The organism is Gelidibacter maritimus (genome assembly GCF_014062315.1).
Taxonomy (GTDB): domain Bacteria; phylum Bacteroidota; class Bacteroidia; order Flavobacteriales; family Flavobacteriaceae; genus Gelidibacter; species Gelidibacter maritimus.
In genome coordinates this window covers 1-15,174 of the sequence record NZ_JACGLT010000011.1, presented here as the reverse complement: position 1 = coordinate 15,174, position 15,174 = coordinate 1, and the positions used below count along the sequence as shown (strand labels likewise).

At 37.4% G+C, this 15,174-nt stretch carries 14 protein-coding genes; 8 read left to right on the top strand and 6 right to left on the bottom strand.

Annotated elements, in window-relative coordinates; all coding sequences use genetic code 11:
• Positions 1-74 precede the first annotated feature (74 nt).
• A complete protein-coding gene (locus H3Z82_RS13325) occupies positions 75-1,355 on the top strand; it encodes a replication-associated recombination protein A (RefSeq protein WP_182206008.1) in 1,281 nt (426 codons plus the stop codon).
• 294 nt (positions 1,356-1,649) lie between these two features.
• Here the strand turns inward: H3Z82_RS13325 and H3Z82_RS13320 are convergent, their stop codons facing one another.
• The 4 genes from H3Z82_RS13320 to radC form a co-directional block, all read right to left on the bottom strand.
• Complete coding sequence (locus H3Z82_RS13320) at positions 1,650-2,579, bottom strand: hypothetical protein (protein ID WP_182206007.1); 930 nt, start codon at positions 2,577-2,579, stop codon at positions 1,650-1,652.
• Positions 2,580-2,789: 210 nt separating this feature from the next.
• Positions 2,790-3,479: a YjjG family noncanonical pyrimidine nucleotidase gene (locus H3Z82_RS13315; protein ID WP_182206006.1), complete on the bottom strand. Its 690-nt coding sequence runs from the start codon at positions 3,477-3,479 to the stop codon at positions 2,790-2,792.
• Positions 3,469-4,770 carry a polysaccharide deacetylase family protein gene (locus H3Z82_RS13310; RefSeq protein ID WP_182206005.1) on the bottom strand — a complete coding sequence of 434 codons (1,302 nt, stop codon included), beginning with the start codon at positions 4,768-4,770 and terminating at the stop codon, positions 3,469-3,471. Before H3Z82_RS13310 ends, H3Z82_RS13315 begins: the two co-directional genes overlap by 11 nt.
• 156 nt (positions 4,771-4,926) lie before the next feature.
• The gene (gene radC / locus H3Z82_RS13305) at positions 4,927-5,625 is read right to left on the bottom strand and encodes a RadC family protein (protein WP_182206004.1); all 699 of its coding nucleotides are present in this window, start codon (positions 5,623-5,625) and stop codon (positions 4,927-4,929) included.
• Positions 5,626-5,768: 143 nt separating this feature from the next.
• On the opposite strand from radC, the gene H3Z82_RS13300 reads away from it, so the two are divergent.
• The 7 genes from H3Z82_RS13300 to H3Z82_RS13270 all read left to right on the top strand — a co-directional run bounded on the left by H3Z82_RS13300 (position 5,769) and on the right by H3Z82_RS13270 (position 12,802).
• The gene (locus H3Z82_RS13300; RefSeq protein WP_182206003.1) at positions 5,769-6,221 is read left to right on the top strand and encodes a DUF1569 domain-containing protein; all 453 of its coding nucleotides are present in this window, start codon (positions 5,769-5,771) and stop codon (positions 6,219-6,221) included.
• Between the two features lie 233 nt (positions 6,222-6,454).
• Positions 6,455-7,057 carry an FMN-binding negative transcriptional regulator gene (locus tag H3Z82_RS13295; RefSeq protein WP_182206002.1) on the top strand — a complete coding sequence of 201 codons (603 nt, stop codon included), beginning with the start codon at positions 6,455-6,457 and terminating at the stop codon, positions 7,055-7,057.
• Between the two features lie 182 nt (positions 7,058-7,239).
• Positions 7,240-8,373: a tyrosine-type recombinase/integrase gene (locus H3Z82_RS13290; protein WP_182206001.1), complete on the top strand. Its 1,134-nt coding sequence runs from the start codon at positions 7,240-7,242 to the stop codon at positions 8,371-8,373.
• A gap of 100 nt (positions 8,374-8,473) precedes the next feature.
• Entirely contained in the window at positions 8,474-9,061 is a 588-nt protein-coding gene (locus H3Z82_RS13285) for a hypothetical protein (protein ID WP_182206000.1), read from the top strand.
• A 158-nt stretch (positions 9,062-9,219) separates the two neighbouring features.
• Entirely contained in the window at positions 9,220-11,523 is a 2,304-nt protein-coding gene (locus tag H3Z82_RS13280) for an ATPase (protein WP_182205999.1), read from the top strand.
• Positions 11,523-11,774 (top strand): hypothetical protein, encoded by a 252-nt coding sequence (locus H3Z82_RS13275; protein WP_182205998.1) that lies wholly within the window; start codon positions 11,523-11,525, stop codon positions 11,772-11,774. The genes H3Z82_RS13280 and H3Z82_RS13275 overlap by 1 nt, the downstream gene beginning before the upstream one ends.
• A 236-nt stretch (positions 11,775-12,010) precedes the next feature.
• Entirely contained in the window at positions 12,011-12,802 is a 792-nt protein-coding gene (locus H3Z82_RS13270; protein WP_182205997.1) for a hypothetical protein, read from the top strand.
• Positions 12,803-13,089: 287 nt separating this feature from the next.
• Here the strand turns inward: H3Z82_RS13270 and H3Z82_RS13265 are convergent, their stop codons facing one another.
• Together H3Z82_RS13265 and H3Z82_RS13260 are read right to left on the bottom strand one after the other, a co-directional pair.
• Positions 13,090-14,223 (bottom strand): IS91 family transposase, encoded by a 1,134-nt coding sequence (locus tag H3Z82_RS13265; RefSeq protein WP_182202983.1) that lies wholly within the window; start codon positions 14,221-14,223, stop codon positions 13,090-13,092.
• A gap of 2 nt (positions 14,224-14,225) precedes the next feature.
• Positions 14,226-15,089, bottom strand: a complete 864-nt coding sequence (locus H3Z82_RS13260) for a tyrosine-type recombinase/integrase (RefSeq protein WP_317172424.1) — start codon at positions 15,087-15,089, stop codon at positions 14,226-14,228.
• Positions 15,090-15,174 lie beyond the last annotated feature (85 nt).

The following is a 15,174-nucleotide window of genomic DNA, read 5'->3' as shown; positions in this document are numbered from 1 at the left end:
GTAAAATTGAGAATCTTGTAAATAGAGCTGTAATGAAACTTATTCATTCAATCGAAATACCGTAATTTTGCATTATGAATGCACCATTAGCAGAACGTTTACGACCAAAATATTTAAAAGACTATTTGAGTCAATCTCATTTGATTGGCGACAAAGGGGTTTTGACACAACATATTAAACAGGGCGTCATTCCGTCCATGATTTTTTGGGGACCCCCGGGGACGGGAAAAACGACCTTGGCTAACATTATTGCCAATGAATCCAACCGTCCGTTTTACAAGCTGAGTGCTATCAATTCTGGGGTCAAGGATATCCGTGAGGTGATTGACAAGGCGAAGCAGAGTGGCGGTTTGTTTACGGCCAAGAACCCGTTATTGTTTATTGACGAGATCCATAGGTTCAGTAAATCACAACAAGACTCATTATTGGAGGCGGTTGAAAAAGGTTGGGTCACGCTCATTGGTGCCACGACTGAAAATCCGAGTTTTGAGGTTATTCCTGCCCTTCTGTCCCGTGCCCAGTTGTATGTGCTGAATTCTTTTGATAAAAAAGATTTGGAAAACTTATTGCAACGCGCCATTTCGGAAGATGAGTTATTGTCTAAACGCGACATCCAACTCAAGGAAACCGAAGCTTTATTGCGTCTTTCTGGTGGCGACGCCCGAAAGCTTTTGAATATTTTTGAATTGATCATCACTTCTTATGACGATGATGAAAAGATTGAGATTACCAATGACTCGGTACTTGAAAAAGTACAGAGTAATACGGTGCGTTACGATAAAACTGGAGATCAGCATTATGATATTATCTCGGCCTTTATTAAATCAATTCGTGGAAGTGACCCCAATGGCGCGGTGTATTGGTTGGCGCGGATGATTGAAGGTGGTGAGGACGTGAAATTTATTGCAAGACGTTTGCTCATTTTGGCCAGTGAGGATATTGGCAATGCCAATCCGACAGCATTGGTCATGGCAAATACCACTTTTCAGGCGGTTTCGGTAATTGGACATCCAGAATCTCGCATCATTCTGAGTCAATGTGCTACGTATTTAGCGACCTCTCCAAAGAGCAATTCGGCTTATGAAGCTATTGGGAGAGCGCAACAATTAGTAAGGGAAACGGGCGATTTATCAGTGCCCTTGGCAGTACGTAATGCACCTACAAAGCTTATGAAAGAATTGGGTTACGGTGATAATTACCAATACGCCCATAGCTACGAAAACAACTTTGCACCACAAGAGTTTCTTCCTGATGAAATTAAAAACACCAAACTTTACAATCCCGGTAATAATGCCAGAGAAAATTCGCAACGTGAGTTTTTAAAGCAACGTTGGAAATCTAAATATGGGTATTAGAGGATAGAATAGAGAGAAAAGACCATAGAAAATAGACCATAGAGATTTGAAAAAACAGACTCTATGACATAAATAAAATTGAGAGTCAATACAAAAATAGCCTTGAAGTTTATAAGAAATCGAGAATCTCGGGGGGCGTCCAATCGGCAAGTGTGGACAAGCCCACGATGTATGAATAAGGAATTCACTTTTCGACTAAGGCAGATCTTGAAGTTTTAAAATCCACTGGTGGGAATAACACCCCGAGGCAAGAAAAGTGCTTCGGGGTTTTCATTTGGGAAACAACTTTAGTTATTAATTGAACTTTACATTAAGCGTTTTCATAGAAACACCAGAATCGCTGGCATTTGAAACAATCCAACTGTTGTTCATTTTATAGACAATGGCATCCTGTCCCTTAACGATATACACATCTTCCTTACCCGAAAATACCAGATGATACAAAACCTTAGAAGATGCATCTGAAATTGTGTAGCCATTGGCCACAGGGTTTGCGAACAAGGTTTGAATTTTTTCATCAGATTTACTTTCTTTTTTTAAGGTTTCAACCAATTCTTTCTTGGCTTCCTTTTTAACTATTTTTTCTTCTTTTTCTTCCATATTTGTCAGCTCTTGCTCAAGAGTTTCTTCCTTTTCAGCCAAGGCTTTGGCCTCAGCAGCTTCTTTTTCAAGTCGCAATGCCTTCAAAGCTTCCACTTCTCTCTTTAAACGGTCAATTTCTTCTTGAACTTTTGGATTCTCCTCAATTTTAGACGGTGTTCTTGTATTATTTACAACGATTTTAGAGCTTGGTTGATAGGTGTAATTCAAATTCTCGAAGCTCTTAAAAGCATCTCTAATAGCTAGGTTATAGACTTTTGAATATTCCTTTTCTCGCGATTGACCAATTTCTGATGAAAGCACCACTTTATTGTTACAGTCTTTTAGGTGCACCTGTAGTTTGGTGTTCAAGAACGCTTTGTGTTTTTCAACATCTGCGTACAGGCCGAGACAACGGTTATTGTTTAGGTCTTCAGGAAACTCTTCATCCGCCAAAAGGGTTTCAAATCCTTGTTTTTCAAATAAAAATTTAGTCAGAGAGTTGATTTGATATTGGTCTGGCTCATTTAAAAAACTGAAAGAAGTTGGTACTATAACATATTTATAAGCATTAATACTTTCTTGGGAAAGCCCTTTAAAGTTGAACAGTATTAAAAAGGCTATTAGAGTCAGAATAGATTTCATAAAATTTTTGGATATATTAATTTGATATAAAGATACAATAAAGTTAGAAAAAATATCAGCACCATCTCAATTAGAACAAAGACCTCAATGCTAACTTGTTTAAATTGTGGTTAAGGATTAGTCCAAACCTATTAATCTTTAGCTACCGTTAAAAAACAACTCCTAAGCGCTTGAAACCTACTTTGCACTATATATAGAAGCTCTGTTAATTTACAAATAGCTCTTAAGCTGTGATAAATGCTTTACCTGTTTAATGTTAGCTTCTATTTGGTCGTTTCTATAATTGAAAAATATAGCATCAAAACCAACGTTAAGCGCCCCCAAAATATCCGCTTCATAATTATCGCCAATCATGATGCTTTCTTTTGGATGAGCTTTCGCAATATTGAGTGCAAAATCAAAAATAATAGGATTCGGCTTTTTAAAACCCGCTATTTCTGCATTGGTAATGGTTTTAAAATAAGATGTAATTGCAGATGCATTCATTTTTTTTAACTGTGGTTCCTCAAACCCATTGGTGATGATGTGCAATTGATATTTGGGCTGTAAGTACTGCAACAGCTCAAGTGTACCTTCAAAAAGATGATTAAAGCTGGACAAATGCGCTATATAATCCGTGGCAAGATTTTGGATCAAAATTTCATCTACCACAAAGCCTATCTCACTAAATGTATCTCGCAATCTACCGTACCTCAACTCTATCTTATCAATTTCGTCGTTTCTATACCGTTTCCAATATCGTAAATTGACAGGTTCATAAACCTCCAGAAAATCATTCAATCCAATTTCGACTTTATGTTTCTTGAAAATTTTATCGAAAGTCAACGCCGAATTTTTATCAAAATCCCAAAGCGTATGGTCCAAATCAAAAAAAACGTGTTTAATAGATTCAATCTTCATGTTCTGATGCTAATACCATTCTAAATAATTCTCTGAAGCCTTTCCAGCGGTCCAAATCGCTAAATGAATAATTATGAAAAACAGGCACGAAAGTTCCATTTACATTTTTCACTTCTCTAATGATACGCATCAAGTCTTCTTTTTTATCCAATAAGGAGTGGCGTTTTAACAAGGCATAGTCCACACAATGAAAAGGATTAATCTGCAATGGTGTTTGAACCTCGTAATCCAGGTCATAAAACTGGAACGGCGTGCAGGTACCAGCCCTAAAGCCCATGTGGTTGATATATCCCATTGTAAAGTCCTGTTTAATTTCCAGTTCGATCAGATTTCTATAAGATTCGGGCAAATTTAGTTTGGAGAATGAATGCCGTGAAGCTTCCAAGGGGTGGTTGGTGGTAGCTTCCATGGTACGTTTTTCCTGTTTGAGCATTTCCTTATCGTCCAGGGCTAGAAACGATACTTTTAATCCGACCTTACAGTAATCGGCCACATATTTAATAAGCGATACAAATCGTTTCTTGTTGATGTTGATATTTTTGTCATAGGTAGAATATTCGCCAATCAAAAAAAACACCATAAACTTATTTGGAATTTGTTTTTGTTTGGTGATGATCCATTTAAAGGTGTCGTACGGATCGCGTTTAAAACCAGCCAGGGCTTGAAAACGTCTGTAAAACTGTTTAAATTTTAACCGAAACAAATCGTTTATGGCACCTCCAAAGGTTCTTAATAGGCCTTTTTCCTTAAAGTAGTAGGCTACGGGTACGTCAATGACCGGTTGTATGCTGTACTTTTTTGTTGGAAACTCAAAATCTGGAAACTGCGTCTGCAAAATGGCTTTAAATTTATAGGCCCAGATGTCCACAACGGGTTGATGCAGAAAGCCTTCATTGAACGCCAAGCTTTCGGTGGCCAAAAACCGTCCATATTCATCCTTCACATGTGGTAGGTATTCCTCATATCGGCTTAGCAAATAAAAAGTAGCTGCAAAAATATCAAAAGGTACGCTACTTTTATCTGATGTGGAAAAAAAGCATTTTGTAGCATCCCAATCCTGAACGTGGATTTCTAAATCAGATAGGCCCTGTTCAAACAAAAGCTCATGGCTTCTTATAAAGAGTTCACTACTCAATGGCTGTTTGGTGTAGGAAATTTTCATGCTGTCATGCGCAATAAACTCTTCAACGGTAGTTGTAAAGCTCACCGGAACATTTAAGATACGCAAACTGATATGCTTAAAAGCATAAGTTAACCTTGGGGTAATTTTATGGGTGTAAACTAATAGCATTGACTGTTGTAAACTTCAAAATTACAAATTCCAAATTCCAAAATGGCTATTTGCTGCATATTCATGGTACGATATATTCTGTTTGCAGATTTATGCCATCCCAAATTTTGTGGTCAGGCGGCAGGTATTGGTCATAGAACTTTCCACTTCCAGATTCTAAAGTATCCCTTCATCAGCAAAACTAAAATAGGCATTTTCGGTAATGATCAAATGATCCAAAACCTTAATGTCGAGACTTTCTCCTGCATTTTTCAATTTTTTTGTGATTTGTTTGTCGGCTTCACTTGGTTTTAATGTCCCAGATGGATGGTTATGTGCCAGAATTATTCCTACGGCCCCAACTTCAAGTGCTGTTTTAAGAGCCAATCTGACATCGACCAATGTTCCGGTGATACCGCCTTTGCTCAGTTGATTTTTTTGGAGCACTTTGTTGGAGTTGTTTAGATAGACGATCCAGAATTCCTCGTGACCCAATTCGCCAATAATCGGCTGCATGAGCTCAAAAACTGATTGGCTGGAATGGATTTTATGATGTTGAAGCGCCTCTTCTCCCCTACGTCGTCTTCCTAATTCTAAAGCCGCTATGATAGTAATGGCCTTTGCCTCACCAATTCCCTTAAATGCTGTCAGTTGCTTAATTGACAATTTCCCCAGGGCACTTAAATTATTATTGGTACTTGCCAAGATACGTTTGCACAGTTCTACAGCACTTTCGTTCCTGCTTCCAGAACCAATTAGGATAGCTACCAATTCGGCATCACTTAAGGCTGCCTTTCCTTTATCTCTTAATTTCTCACGAGGCTGATCGTCTTGCGACCAATTCTTTATGGAAAATGAAGTTTGTTTTTCTGACATGGTCACAAATAATTTTAAATGGCTATAAAATTAGTATGGCTTGAAGTAATTGTTCTTTCATTTGGTTAGAAAAAATAGGCAATAATTATCAAAGAAAAGATAAAATTTGTAAATTTCAGGACCAACACTTTAATAGTAGCTGGATGCAAACGCTATTTGACCAAAAAGTACATCAGCAAGTATTGCTTCGGATTGATCGGTTGACGGAAAACTCAACGCCTATTTGGGGCAAGATGGATGTAGCCCAAATGGTCAAGCATTGTCAAATGCCATTATTGGTGGCCAGCGGAAAAATGGAGTTAGTGGAAAATGTGGGGTTTTTAAAAAGAATGATATTTAGGATGTATAAGCCCATCATGTACAACGATAAGCCATGGCCGGAGAACATTACCACACCCAAAGATTTTAAGATCACCGAGCCACAGGTTTTCGAAATGGAAAGAGAACTATTGAAAGTGACCATCAATGAATTCCAAAGTAAAGCTTTAAACATGCATTGGCCAAAACATCCTTATTTTGGGAGTTTTAGTACTGATCAATGGGGACGCATGCAATACAAACATTTGGACCATCACTTGAGACAGTTTGGGGTTTGAGTGGTGAGTGGTGAGACGGTAGTGGGTAGTGGGTTATGAAGCTTTAAAAACATGGACAGAAATCGCAAAATCCGTTGAAAAAAATCAAATAAAGCTTCTTCCTATTGTTTTCGACTGTTTCGTCAGTAGATTTGAGGACTTTATAGGAATCACTTAATTACTTAAATTGGCGGCGCCATTCAAAACACTATTTTTAAATTCAAGAAATTTCCGCTTTCGCGGGAATTATATATATGACGAACTACCCACCACAACATCATCAAGACGACAATCATGAGCATATGATTGAAGTTATCAAGACCTATCCGTTGGCGACGCTCATTTCGGTCAGAGAGAACCAACCCTTGGTTTCGCATTTACCCTTAATCTATTCTGAAGGAAAACTGATTGGACATTTGGACAAAAACAATCCGCAAGCAGAATTGCTAAAAGACGAGAATGATGTTACCGTTATATTTTCAGGTCCACAATGTTATATTTCGCCAAGTATTTACAGTACCACACAATTGCCCACCTGGAACTACATTATGGTTCATCTCAAGGGCACGGTCAAAGAAATCATTGATCCTCTGGCCATCAAGCAATCGATGATTGACATGACATCGTTTTTAGAAGCCCCTGAACATAACTATACCTTAGAATTGGATAATCCCAGAATGGCACAGTTTATTAGCTATGTCAGAGGTTTTGAAATTGACATCACTCATTGGGAAGGTAAATTCAAGCTTTCACAAGACAAACAACCAAAGGATATGGTAAGTGCCAGGAATGAATTGATTCGTGCCAATCAGGAGAGTATAGTAACTTTATTAGATCAGGTGTTCCAATTTTATTAACCTATAAAATCTTCATGAAAAGGCGTATTTTGACCTAATAGGCTTCTTAATTCGTTATTATAATAATTACCAAGACTATTTAAAAAACAATCAACTGCACACCTATAAACATTTAACAACCTGCAAGTTAGCTCAAATGGAAGTTTTGTATTATATTTAAATTGATATTTTAGTCTTCCGATATGCAAACAATTACTCTTTCTCCGCTTGTTCATAAAAATGTTCATCAAATTGCAATTCACTTTGATTACTGTGAAGATTTAAAAAGGTATATCAAAGCCTTAGAAGGGGTGAAATGGAGTAAAACCCATAATGTTTTTTATCTAAGATATACTTCTGAAAACAAAGGTAAATTATTCGATTATTTACGGAAGCAAAATCATTATGTAAACTACAGTGCTTTGCATTCCAGGTCTCAATTGCCAGTGCAACCGGTTATAAAAACGAAACGATCACCACTCGGAAAGCTTAATAAATTCCATTATGATGCGCTCAAAAGTTTTGAGATTTATCTATTACAGAAGCGATACAGCCCAAACACCATAGAAAATTATGTAGGTGTGTTGCGCATATTTTTCAGGTTTTACCCGCAAAAAGGCATTCAGGAAATTACCAAAGAGGATATCATTTTATTCAATCAAGATTATATTCTAAACAATGGGTACAGCAGGACATTTCAAAACCAAGTCATAAGTGCCATAAAATTGTTTTACAACCATCACAGCAACTTCCAATTGGATATCAGCAGCATTGAGCGCCCAATAAAGGATAGGCGCTTACCTGAGATTCTCTCGCAAGATGAAGTACGGACGCTACTCACCAATATAAAGAATGTAAAGCACAAGACCATTTTAAGTTTGGTTTATGCCTGCGGCTTACGGATTGGTGAAGCTTTAGCCTTGAAAATGGATGCCATAGACAGTAAACGTGGTTTTATCCATATTAAACATGCCAAAGGCGCAAAAGACCGATTTGTACCCCTCAGCGAAAAAACCTTGGCTTTACTTAGGCACTATTACACGCTATACAAACCAAAGATTTACTTATTTGAGGGGAATGAAGGTCGGGCCTATTCTCAAGAAAGTTGCCGAAAGATTTTACGTACGGCGGTTAAAGCTACATCTATTAAGAAGCATGTGACCTTACATACGCTAAGACACAGCTATGCGACCCATTTATTGGAAAGCGGCACCGATCTCCGATACATTCAGGACATTTTAGGTCACAACAGTCCTAAAACCACAATGATCTACACCCATGTCAGTCAGAGTAGTTTAAAAAACATTAAGAATCCGTTTGATGAGATGGGAATATAGATTATATTCGAATATAAAAGCACCAAAAAGTACGCCTATCCCCCCTTTTTTGGAATTTAATAGGTAGGTTTGATGCTCCTATATACAAGTTCTACACCATTTGAAAAAAACATTCCTCATAGCATTAACATTATTGATTTTGACAGCTTCCTGCTCAAATCGACAAAACACATTGGATAATTACGCCAATTATTCAGTAAAAGTTACTAAACAAAAAATTGAATATCCAAATGGCGATTTTTCAATCTCTATTCCGATTAATTGGGAATGGACAGTAGAAGATTACGAAAACAAAAATATCCTTTTTGGAATAGATGCAGTTTCAAATCCTGACAAAGATGGATTTGTTGATATTCTTTCAATTCAAAAAATTAAGAGTTTCGGAGACAGGAAAGATTTGGAATCTGAATTTGATTACTATCTTGAATTACTTGAAACTAATTGGGACGCGAAAGTTATCGAAACTGGTAAAACTAATTTACTTAATGAAGAAGCATATTTTCTGCACACCAAATCGAATACAGAAACTTATGGCGAAATTGAAACCGTAAGTTTCGTTTTGGAAAGTGAAACAAAAGGAGTTTTTTTTAATTTGACGGCTTCTGCATCACAGACGGATGAATTAAAGAAAAATATGGCTATATTAATCCAATGTTTGAGAACGTTTAAAATGAATAACAGCGGATAAAAAACGGTGTAGAACAATGTGTATAAGCAATGGCTTGTCCTCGCTTACTTGGAAATTCCTTCGGAATTTCCAATGGTAAGTACCTGTTTGCAATTGTCCGTGATATCCCACGCCACTGCTCATACACTAAACGTTGCCAGTAATCTAAAAAAAATATCGTGAAGCCAATTTACCTAGATACACATATACATACTTCTGAAAATCCAAATGAAGTCAATAATGATTACGATATTGAGTTATTGGTTAAAAAAATACACGACTTCAATGGGAATTCAGAATTTTTAATCTCTCTTACTGACCATAATATGGTCAACAAAAATGCCTATCAAAAGGCAATTGCTTTAAACCTTAATATAATTCTTGGTGTCGAGCTTCATATCAGGAATTATGATGGTTGTCCAGCATATCATTGTCACATCTATTTTGACATAAAAGTTATTACAGACGAAATTTTAGATGATATAAACACAAAGCTTGACGAATTATATCCTGATAAAATTGTGAGAAAGGATGACCCTCAAATTCCATCAATTCAAGATATTATCAATAAGTTCGATTCTTATGAATTTATGCTTCTTCCTCACGGAGGACAATCCCACGCTACGTTTAACACTTCAATTCCAAGAGATACACGACTTGATGGAACACTAGAAAGGAATGTTTACTATAATCACTTCGAAGGTTTTACTGCAAGAGGCGACAATGGTCTTGAAAGAACTCAAGAATATTTTAAGAAATTAGGTATTAACGAATTTGTAAATCTAATTACTTGTAGTGATAATTATACGCCAATTACATACCCAAATGGAAAAGACAAAAATCCATTTAATCCTACTTGGATGTTAGCAGAACCAACATTTAGCGGTTTAAGGCTGTCATTATCCGAACAATCAAGACTTGTCTATTCTCCTACTAAACCAAAATTCTATTCAGAAAATATACAGTCCGTTTCTCATAAAAAAGATAACATTGAAATAGACATTGAATTGACGTCAGGTTTAAATGTAATAATTGGCGGTTCCTCAAGTGGAAAAACTCTCCTTGTTGATTCTATTGTCAAATGTCTAAATAAAAATACAGAGGAATCTATTTATAACCAATACGATATTGACAAAATTACGATTGTAAACCCTTCAGGAATGATGCCCCATTATCTTTCTCAAAATTATATAATGGGTGTTGTTAATAATATCAGTAAGGACAAAATCGAAAATATTGACATCATTAAAAGAGTTTTTCCCGGAGATGATGAAATAAAATTAAATATCAATAATGGTTTAAGAGAATTTAAAAAAAACATTGAAGAATTAATTAGATGTGTCAAGATTTTAGAAGAAGAAAGCCAAACTTTATTAACCATTCCAATCCTTTCAAGGTTATTAACTAGGTCTAACTTAGAAACTAATATTTACGATAATTTACAACCAACTGAAATCGAAAATGAAAAACTACGTTTTTCAAAAGGAACTTATGACAATTATATATTATCTCTGAATTCTCTGGAAACATTTTTGTCCAATTATCCATTCATCAATCACGATTCTAGTTTAATAGAGAATTTAAAAAATGAATTAGATGTTGTTTTAGAAATTTCAAATAAAGAAAAAAAAGTAAGACAATTATTAGAGCTAAATAAAGAGTCATACAATCAAGCATTAAAACATTCAAATTCAGAAGAACAAACGAAAAGACAAAATTTTAATAAACTTCTTGAGACATTAAAGAAATATGTCAGAGCATATAGACAATTTCATAGAACTATCAACTCAATATCAAGTTTTGCATTAAAATTTGATTCAGAAGAAATTGAATCAATGGGTCATAAATTATTTATTGAAAATGATTTTGTACTGAATACCACAAAATTTGTCGAGGTTGTAAATCATTATTTAAAAACCAAAATCACAGATTTTGACAGTATTACACCAGAATTACTTTTTGAAACTAATTTTAAAAAACAACAACCCAAAGTTCACGATTATGATGATTTCGAAAGTAAAATCTATAACAGCTTTGAAGAGTTAAATAAAAAGAAATATAAAATTATTACCAACGATGGTCGTGAATTTGAGAGGTTAAGTCCAGGCTGGAAAACATCTGTTATTCTAGACATTATTTTAGGTTACGATAAAGATAGTGCGCCAATAATAATTGACCAACCTGAAGATAATTTAGCAACAGATTACATTAATAAAGGTTTGGTCAACGCAGTAAAAAAAATCAAAAGCAAGAAACAAATAATTTTAGTGTCTCACAATGCTACCATTCCAATGCTCGCAGACGCACAAAATGTCATTCTGTGCAAAAATGAAAACAACAAACTTATAATCAAGTCAAGTCCTTTAGAGGGAGAAATAGATGGAACGAGTGTTGTTGACTTAATTGCTTCAATTACGGACGGAGGAAAATCTTCAATCAAAAAAAGGGTCAAGAAATATAATCTGAAAAAATTTACGGAATAATGAAATTACTATTTAATAAAGAAGACAACAACGATATTACTGTGAAAATACAGCAGGGAACAGTACCAGTTGATTTCACTTATACTGAAATGATAAAACAATTGTTAGAAAATAACACAATTGACGATACGGATTTTGGGAATCTATTGGATGACGAAAAAGATAATTTAGAGGAAATGCTAAATAAGATTTCGGAAATTTTTGATGAAGAGGAAGAATCTGAAGAAGAAACCGAACAAACAACGGACTAAAGACTACTGGCAACAATGTATATAAAAAATAGGCGAAACAGTAATAAACTCAAGGTTTGTGGCTCGTATCAAAGTTTGTGCTTAACCGAAAGTTGCGTGCTTCGAAATCGCCTACTTTTCATATACTAAACGTTGTAACACATTCCCCCACATAAATAAATTCATTCCTTTATTAAGCGAGTGAGTTAAATTTTAATGGAAGAAAATTATTCTAAATTTAACCTTTATTTAAAATTTTGAAAAACACAATAAACCTATTTCTGATTTTAATAATATTTAGCTGTTCTGATTCTAAGATAAAAGAACCAAAACAGACTGAAAACAGGTATTTAAGAATTTTTGATTTTAGAACTTTGGTTTATAGTGCTGATTACGAATTAACAATCCGAGAGAGGGATAGTGTGGTAATTTATGATTACACAAATAAAACAGACTCAACAAAAAATAAAAGTTTTAGATATTTAAAGCATTCTGACCGCCTCATGGCTGGACCTCTGGAATTTGAAAAAATAGAATCTGATAGATATCCAAAAACAATTGATTTTGATATATATAATTCTGACCCAGGAATAATGGATGGAATGGGACCTGTGATTTTTAATAAAAATTATGGGGTTTTAGGTTTTGACAATGGAATGGGGACACAATACTATTTTACAAATGATAGTACAAAATATATAGAATTACCGATTTTGTATAAGGCAGAAAATGCCAAGTCTAATTTAGAAGGTACTTGGGTAATGGACAATCCCAACTTTTATAGTGAAATTCATTTTTATGAAAATAATATATGGAAACGCACTTTTAAAAATTATAAAAACGACACTATTATCGAAAAAGGCAAGTTTACAATTGCTAAGGATAGTGCTATATTCTTTCGATATTTTGGCTCACAACATTGGATAAATAAAGACACTATAAATGACTATAAAACATCAATGGGGAGTTTTGTCCTCTTCTTAAACTCCAAAAATGAATTAATAGATAATCAAGAAGATTACGAACAGACATATAAAAAGATTAAATAAAACGTGTTACAATAACTAAGCATTCGTGTGGTCGGTACGACCCAACATGAATGCCGTGTTGACTGAACCGGTGTTGGTCGGTTTGCCTACTATGGGGATTGATTGGATTTAAGATGGGTTTTTAATAGTTGATTTTTTTGTTTGGGAGTATTTGCTTGCTTTATTATTGAAGATTAGAAGTGCAAGATTGGTTTTGCAGTTCCTCTTCGCTTCTTTTCAACGTTTTTCACTCAGTTTCCTTCATTTTTGACCATAGATATCCTGTTGCGCGTGACTTGCGCTTTTTTTTATATAGGTCGTTTTATTTGATTATTGATCTGCTCCAGCCAGTGCCCTGGTGGTCCACGGGCGGTAAAAGTTGCAACGGTAACAAGGTTTCCCTTTTTGCATATTGGACATTTTCGGTGCATCAATGGCCCTGTCTCCCCAAGCTTTGGCATTCCCAGGTCTTTCTGGAGCTGCGGGATCACAGTTCTTTTGTAATAACTGCTCAAAATACCATAATGCCTGATCCGTGTAAATCCCTTGGGCAGGACATGTAGTGCGAAGCGCCTGATGAATTCGGCATCGGGCAGCGCAAGCACAGATTTCTTGCCCCCGTGCCGATAATCCTTTACCATGAACCGTACGTTTCCGCCTTCCAGACCTTTTATCCGATGGTTACTGATGGCAATCTTATGGGTATAGCGGCCCAAGTATTCCACTACCTGTGAAGGCCCCAAGAACGGACGCTTGCAATAGACCACCCAATGATGTTGGAACAGGCTTTGGTAAAAAGAGGGAGGTTGTTGCTTCCCCAGCGCTTTACGCAATCCGGCCACAAATCGAGCCCTGAAGACCTTACTCATTGCCTTTACAGGGAACAGATACTTTCCCTTACTCTTGGCAGGTTTCCATTTGCCCGATCTGGCAATGCCACCCCCGGGAACTATACAGTGCAGGTGCGGGTGCAGCGAAAGGTTCTGCCCCCAAGTGTGCAGGATGGCGACCATTCCCATCCGGCCGCCCAAAAACTTGGGATTGCCACCAAAATCCCGGATAATGCCCCAAGCTGTTTTGAACAGAAGACCGTACGCCAACTTTGGTTCGTACAGACATAACCGGTTCAGCTCCGCAGGTATGGTAAACACTACATGGAAGTAGGGAACCTTCAACAGATCTGCCTCCCTGGCGCGGATCCATTCCTCTTTTTTATGGCCCTGGCACTTCGGACAGTGACGGTTGCGACAACTGTTATAACTAAGGTGCAACCTACCGCAGGTTGGATTCTCACAACGATCGATGTGACCGCCCAAGGCCGAGGTCCGACATTTGCGCAACGCGTGCAGGGTACGTTCTTGCCAGCTATTGGCACAATGAGCGGCAAGGTGCTCCCTGTTTCGCTCCAGGATATGGGCTACTTCATGGACAGGCTTGGACATCCCTATTGGCCATAAAGCCTGTCCAGCGGACTGAACGGCCTTTGCCTGCCCGATTGTGCCACATGGAGGTAGATAAGGGTGGTCTGGATATCTGCATGTCCCAAAAGATCCTTTACGCTCATAATGTCCAGACCCATTTCCAGCAAGTGGGTGGCATAGCTGTGCCGCAGGATATGGGCGGTGATCTCCTTTTGGATGCCACTGTGCCTGCGAGCCTCGCGGACGATCCACTGAACGCCCTGGGAAGAGATCCGGCTCGGTCTGCCTGATTTGTCATTGCCCGTAAAACACCACGTATCCGGGTTTTCTGCCAGGAAGTATCTCTGTAGGCCGCGGACCTGCATTTTGGACAGGGGAACATAACGATCCTTGCGCCCTTTCCCCTGGCGCACGTGCAGCATCATCCTATCAAAATCCAAGTCCTTGCGCTGTAGGTTGCACAGTTCAAAATTGCGAAGTCCACAGCCATAGAGCATGGCCAGGACCAAGCGGTGCTTGAGCAGTTTAGGGGTCTTCAACAGTTGTTTTATCTCTCTTTGGTTCAATACCACCGGGAGTGTCTTGGGACGTTCAATGGAAGGAAGAACCACACGCATCTCGTTCATCCCAAAGAGGCGATAGGCATAGCGAAGCCCGTAGACGGTGTGCTTGAAAAAACTGTCGGATGGCGTCTTGTGCTGCGACTTTAAAACGTGTAGATAGTCCAAGATCTGTTCTTCATCCAGGGCAAGTGGACTACAGTTAAAATGGAGGGCAAGGTGCGCCAGGCAGCGCGCATAGTTGGTAAGGGTACTCTGGCTCTTGCCGGCCAGCTCAACGGAACGCTTTAATTTTTGGTAGAGTTTTGCAAACTCTGGAACGGAAATACAGGCCCTTTCAATGAGGGTGTCGTTTTTTTTTCATAATATTGAGTATTACATTAAACCTTGATCCTAAAGGTAGTGAATCGTG

Coding starts and splice junctions, on each gene's coding strand:
- H3Z82_RS13325 (WP_182206008.1), top strand. CDS start 75: ATGAATGCACCATTAGCAGAACGTTTACGACCAAAATATTTAAAAGAC.
- H3Z82_RS13320 (WP_182206007.1), bottom strand. CDS start 2,579: ATGAAATCTATTCTGACTCTAATAGCCTTTTTAATACTGTTCAACTTT.
- H3Z82_RS13315 (WP_182206006.1), bottom strand. CDS start 3,479: ATGAAGATTGAATCTATTAAACACGTTTTTTTTGATTTGGACCATACG.
- H3Z82_RS13310 (WP_182206005.1), bottom strand. CDS start 4,770: ATGCTATTAGTTTACACCCATAAAATTACCCCAAGGTTAACTTATGCT.
- radC (WP_182206004.1), bottom strand. CDS start 5,625: ATGTCAGAAAAACAAACTTCATTTTCCATAAAGAATTGGTCGCAAGAC.
- H3Z82_RS13300 (WP_182206003.1), top strand. CDS start 5,769: ATGCAAACGCTATTTGACCAAAAAGTACATCAGCAAGTATTGCTTCGG.
- H3Z82_RS13295 (WP_182206002.1), top strand. CDS start 6,455: ATGACGAACTACCCACCACAACATCATCAAGACGACAATCATGAGCAT.
- H3Z82_RS13290 (WP_182206001.1), top strand. CDS start 7,240: ATGCAAACAATTACTCTTTCTCCGCTTGTTCATAAAAATGTTCATCAA.
- H3Z82_RS13275 (WP_182205998.1), top strand. CDS start 11,523: ATGAAATTACTATTTAATAAAGAAGACAACAACGATATTACTGTGAAA.
- H3Z82_RS13265 (WP_182202983.1), bottom strand. CDS start 14,223: ATGTCCAAGCCTGTCCATGAAGTAGCCCATATCCTGGAGCGAAACAGG.